The organism is Elusimicrobiota bacterium (genome assembly GCA_018816525.1).
GTDB lineage: Bacteria > Elusimicrobiota > Endomicrobiia > CG1-02-37-114 > XYA2-FULL-39-19 > OXYB2-FULL-48-7.
Map to the genome: position 1 here is coordinate 1 of JAHIVV010000046.1, position 4,844 is coordinate 4,844.

Annotated in this window: 3 protein-coding genes; all 3 read right to left on the bottom strand. The window is 44.0% G+C overall.

All coding sequences use genetic code 11. The annotated features are described in order from the left end of the window. Positions 1 to 145 precede the first annotated feature (145 nt). The 3 genes from KKH91_04485 to KKH91_04495 all read right to left on the bottom strand — a co-directional run bounded on the left by KKH91_04485 (position 146) and on the right by KKH91_04495 (position 4,651). Positions 146 to 2,263, bottom strand: a complete 2,118-nt coding sequence (locus tag KKH91_04485) for a PBP1A family penicillin-binding protein (protein MBU0952065.1) — start codon at positions 2,261 to 2,263, stop codon at positions 146 to 148. 2 nt (positions 2,264 to 2,265) lie between these two features. Further along, positions 2,266 to 4,059, bottom strand: coding sequence for a phosphoenolpyruvate carboxykinase (GTP) (locus tag KKH91_04490; protein ID MBU0952066.1), 1,794 nt, complete (start codon positions 4,057 to 4,059; stop codon positions 2,266 to 2,268). A 73-nt stretch (positions 4,060 to 4,132) separates the two neighbouring features. Then, entirely contained in the window at positions 4,133 to 4,651 is a 519-nt protein-coding gene (locus tag KKH91_04495) for a nucleoside-diphosphate kinase (protein ID MBU0952067.1), read from the bottom strand. Between the last annotated feature and the right edge of the window lie 193 nt (positions 4,652 to 4,844).

A 4,844-nucleotide genomic window follows, 5' to 3' on the forward strand; every position in this document is an offset into this window, starting at 1 on the left:
ATACTTTTTCTTTAAAAGCCCTGAAATGCTTGAATCTAAATACCGTAATAATGGTTTGTTTTTACCTTGCATATTGAAAGTATAGTTTAAATATTAACATTTGTCAATAGTAGAATATGACTAATTTAACTTCCTCGAAAGGTTTTTAGAATCCGCCGGAATATTCCTCTTCCTTCACATCAGGAAGAAAATCGTTTGTTGTGGGCGCCAGCAGGGCGGTTTTAGGTTCAGTGCCGCTTATATAGGCTTCAGTATAGATTTTTTTAGAGTAGGGCGTTGCGAGATATCCTGTGTTTGCGTCAACAGTTACAAAAGTAACCCCCGTTGAAGGCGTAGGAAAATCTGTTTCAGGCTGGCCTTTAAGCGCGCGTTTTATAAACTGCGTCCATATAGGGCAGGAAATTGCGCCGCCGCTATTGCCGTCACCCAGGGTCCTTTTATCGTCGTAGCCCACCCAAACCCCGCAAGTCAGCTGCGGTGTATAGCCGATAAACCAGGCATCGGAAAAATTATTTGAAGTACCCGTCTTGCCTGCCGCCGGCCTCCTCAAATAATAGCCTGCATATTGGCCGGTACCTTCCTTAATAACACCCTTTAAAACATTGGTAAGCACATAGGCCGTCTGTTCTGAGAGCACGTCCTGTTCTTCAGGAAGATTATCCTTTATTACTTTGCCCGAACTGTCCTCTATGCGGATTATTGCATAAGGTTTTGTAAGTATCCCTCTGTTTGCAAAAGCATTGTAGGCTCTTGTCATTTCCATCATAGTAACATCGCTGGCGCCAAGAGCCAGTGAGAGCGTGTTAGTAAGCTGGCTTTCAATACCCAGCCTGCGGGCATATTCAATTACCGTCGTAGGCCCGATTTCCTCTATTGTGCGGATGGCGCACATATTCATTGATAACTCAATCGCTCTGCGCAGTAATACCCTGCCGAAATATTTTCTTTTATAATTCTCCGGAACCCAAACCTTCAGGGGATCCTTCAGCCATTCTTTTGGAAGCGTAAGCAGGTAGCTGGTACTGTTTGCCTTTAGCCGCCAATCCCTTCCGTCATTAACATAAACTAAAGGCGCATCTTCAAGTATTGTCGTGGGCGTGTAACCCTTCTCTATTGCGGCCGTATAAATTATCGGTTTGAAAGAACTTCCCGGCTGGCGCATGGACTGATAAGCCCTGTTGAATTGCGATTTACGAAAATCTCTTCCGCCAATCATTGATCTGATCTGGCCTGTCTTCGGATCCAGGGCCAATAATGCGCACTGTACCGGCGGGAGATCGGTCGATTTTTTCAATTCAAAACGCTTTTTATCAAAATCCGAAAGGAATTCGCTGACAACTATTTCAGCAGTGGTTTGCATTTGCAGGTCAAGCGTGGAATAAATTTTCCAGCCTGCGTTGTAAAGTACTTCTGAGCCATATTCCTGCTCTATCTGGGTCCTGATATATTCAACAAAATACGGCGCCTGCGCTGAGGGAAGAGGTACGGAATTTTTTACTAGAGCAACAGGATTCTGGAAGGCCTGTTTTTTTTCTTCCTGAGTGATATATTTGTATTTTTCCATCTGGTCTAGAACTGTCTCGGACCTGGATGCGTTTCTTTCCGGATGGTTGAATAACGAAAAATAACTCGGAGACCTGACAATACCGGCTAAGGCTGCGCATTCTGCCAAATTTAATTCCCAGGCATGTTTTGAAAAATAAAGCATGGCTGCCTGCTCAACACCGTAAGCGCCATGGCCCAGGTAAACCTGGTTGAGGTACATCTCCAGAATTTCCTGCTTTGAAAAATTTCTTTCCAGCTGTATGGCGAGGATGAGTTCTTTTATTTTTCTTGTGACGGTTCTTTCCTGGGTCAGAAAAGCTGTTTTAGCAAGCTGTTGGGTAATCGTGGACCCGCCTGCGGCGATGCGGCGGTGTATTGCGTTCTGTACAAATGCGCGGACTATGCCGTAAAAAGAAATTCCCCAATGGTTAAAAAACCTGTGGTCTTCTATGGCAAGGACCGCATTCTGTAAATCCATGCGAATCCGGTAAAGAGGCACCCAGGTGCGGCGCTCGGTGAAAAATTCCGTTACCAGCTGGCCGTTTATATCATAAAGTTTTGTTGAAAGGATGGGCCTGTATTCGCGCAGATTTTCAAGCGGCGGCAGTTCCGAGATAATTGAACGAAAATATATCCCTGTAAGCGCTATAACAACTAACCCATAAAGAGGGATTTTGTACCTGCTCAGGAAATCTTTGGCGGAGCCAAATGAATTCATTTTTATTTGCTTGTATTTCCAAGCAATTCTTTTTCCAGGTTTTTAAGCTCATCCCACATTTCAGAAGGCATTTTGCTTCCAAACTGGCTAAAGAATTTGTTGACGTCAGTAAGTTCTGTTTCCCAGGATTTTTTATCAATTTCAAAAAGCTTTTCCAGTTTTTCCGCAGGAATGTTTAAACCCTCAAGATTGAGGTCCCTGAGTTCCGGAACATTCCCTGCCGGCGTTTTTCTGGCGCCTGTGGTGCCGGCGCCGGTTCTTTCTATTATCCACTTTAATACACGGATATTGTCACCGAATCCCGGCCAGATAAACCTGCCGTCATCGTCAACCCGGAACCAGTTTACTGAAAATATTTTTGGAGCATTTTGAGCAGTCATCTTTTTTCCGATATTCAGCCAATGCTTGAAATAATCGCCCATGTTATACCCGCAAAAAGGAAGCATGGCCATAGGATCCCTTCTCAGGGTTCCTACCTGGTGCGCGGCGGCAGCGGTTGTTTCAGAACCCATTCTTGCGCCTAAAAATACCCCGTGCTGCCAGTTGAAGGACTCAACAACCAGCGGCATAGTGTGGGTTCTGCGGCCGCCAAAAATTATTGCTGATATAGGTACGCCTTTTGGGTTATCATATTCTTTTGAAAGCATCGGGCAATTATAAATTGAAGTTGTGAACCTGGAATTCGGGTGCGCGGCTTTTGTCCCTGAAGCGCTGTCCCACTTTTTTCCCTGCCAGTCCAGTATATTTTTTGGAACCGGGCCGTCGAGGCCTTCCCACCAGGGTTCATTGTTGTCTGTATCCAGGCCTGTATTTGTATACAACGTTGGGTAAAACTTATTTGCTTTAAGCGTGCGAATCATATTCGGGTTTGTTTTCATTGATGTTCCGGGGGCTACGCCGAAAAAACCGGCTTCCGGATTAATAGCCCACAACCTGCCATCCGGGCCGACGTTCATCCATGCAATATCATCGCCAAGCGTCCAGATTTTATATCCTGGAAGCGCTGATTCAAGCATAGCCAAATTTGTTTTTCCACAGGCGGAAGGCAGCGCGGCGGTAATATATGAAATGTTTCCCTTCGGATCCTGAATGCCCATAATTACCATGTGTTCCGCCAGCCATCCTTCTTTAAGGCCCAGCCAGGAAGCGATTCTAAGTGAAAAACATTTTTTCCCCAGAAGCGCATTGCCGCCGTAACCGGAACCGATGCTCCAAACCAAGTGTTCATCAGGAAAATGCATTATAAAACGTTTTTCCGGGCTGAAATCTCCTACGGAATGAATTCCTTTTACGAAATTTTCAGTATTTCCGATTTTGTCAATTATTTTTTTGCTCAGGCGGGTCATGATTCTCATGTTTACTGCAACATAAGAGACATCAGTAAGCTGAACACAGGCTTTTGCGTAGGGCGAATCCGGGTGGCCCATCATATAAGGAAGTACATACATAGTGCGGCCTTTCATACATCCGTCGGACAACTGCCTCATTTTTACTTTTGCTTCCTGCGGGTCCATCCAATTGTTGTTGGGGCCGGCAGTTTCTTTGTCATTTTGACAGACAAAAGTAAGGTGCTCCGTGCGGGCCACATCCGTATGATGGCTGCGGTGAAAATAGCAGTCAGGATAAGTCTTAGGGTTTAAATCCTGAAAAATATAATGACTTTCAATTTTTTCTTTTGTTTTTCCTATTTCGATTAATCTACGCGCTTCCTCTTCGGAACCATCGCACCAGTAAATATTGTCCGGCTTCATCAATTTAGCCTGCTCTTCAACCCATTTTTCCAGTAATGTCGGCATTTATTCCCCTTTAACACCTGATGCTATCCGCTTGGAAGGATATCAGGTGTATTCCCTCTTCAATACTCAATTCCTATTTTTCCCAAACCCGCTTTTTTTCAGTAGCTTCTATAACATCAGTAGGGTATATATTTTCAAGAAGCTCGTCCGGCTTAAACCATAATTTTATTTCCCTTTCGGCATCTTCTTCATTTGCTGAACAATGGATTACATTTTCAAAAACACCTTTTGTGGTAACTCTTCCGTATTGGCCGCGGATTGAGGTTTGGTCTGCTTCTTCCGGATTAGTGGCGCCGGCCATTTTTCTTATTTTATCAATAGCGCTTTCGCCGCCATAAACGATGGCGATTACCCTTTCGTATTCTTTGGCATAAAGCTTCCCCATCATGTATTTTACAACGGCTTCAAAAAATGGTTTGTCTTTAAGGTGCACATAATGCTCTTCCGCAAGTTCTCTGGTGACTTTGACCACTTTCGCGCCGATAATGCGCAATTTTGTTTCTGAAAGACGCGTCAAAATATTTCCGGTCAGGGACTTTACCAGTCCATCTGGTTTAATTAATACCAGGCTTTGATTGTGTTTTTCATGCATAGAATTTTACCGTCCATTTTATAAGATTTACTGCAATTTTTTATTGCTATAGTATCACGTGTGTCCAAATTAGGATTGAAAAAGCCTGAACTATTCCCTATAATGGTGTGATTCAAAACCATGCCAAAACCCGATTACTGTCGGGTCTACAAGGAGGTTCAGGCTTATGAATCATCATACATTATTCGGACAA

Bases quoted from the DNA above. Each gene is read 5' to 3' on its own strand.
- KKH91_04490 (MBU0952066.1), bottom strand. From the start codon at position 4,059: ATGCCGACATTACTGGAAAAATGGGTTGAAGAGCAGGCTAAATTGATG.
- KKH91_04495 (MBU0952067.1), bottom strand. From the start codon at position 4,651: ATGCATGAAAAACACAATCAAAGCCTGGTATTAATTAAACCAGATGGA.
- KKH91_04485 (MBU0952065.1), bottom strand. From the start codon at position 2,263: ATGAATTCATTTGGCTCCGCCAAAGATTTCCTGAGCAGGTACAAAATC.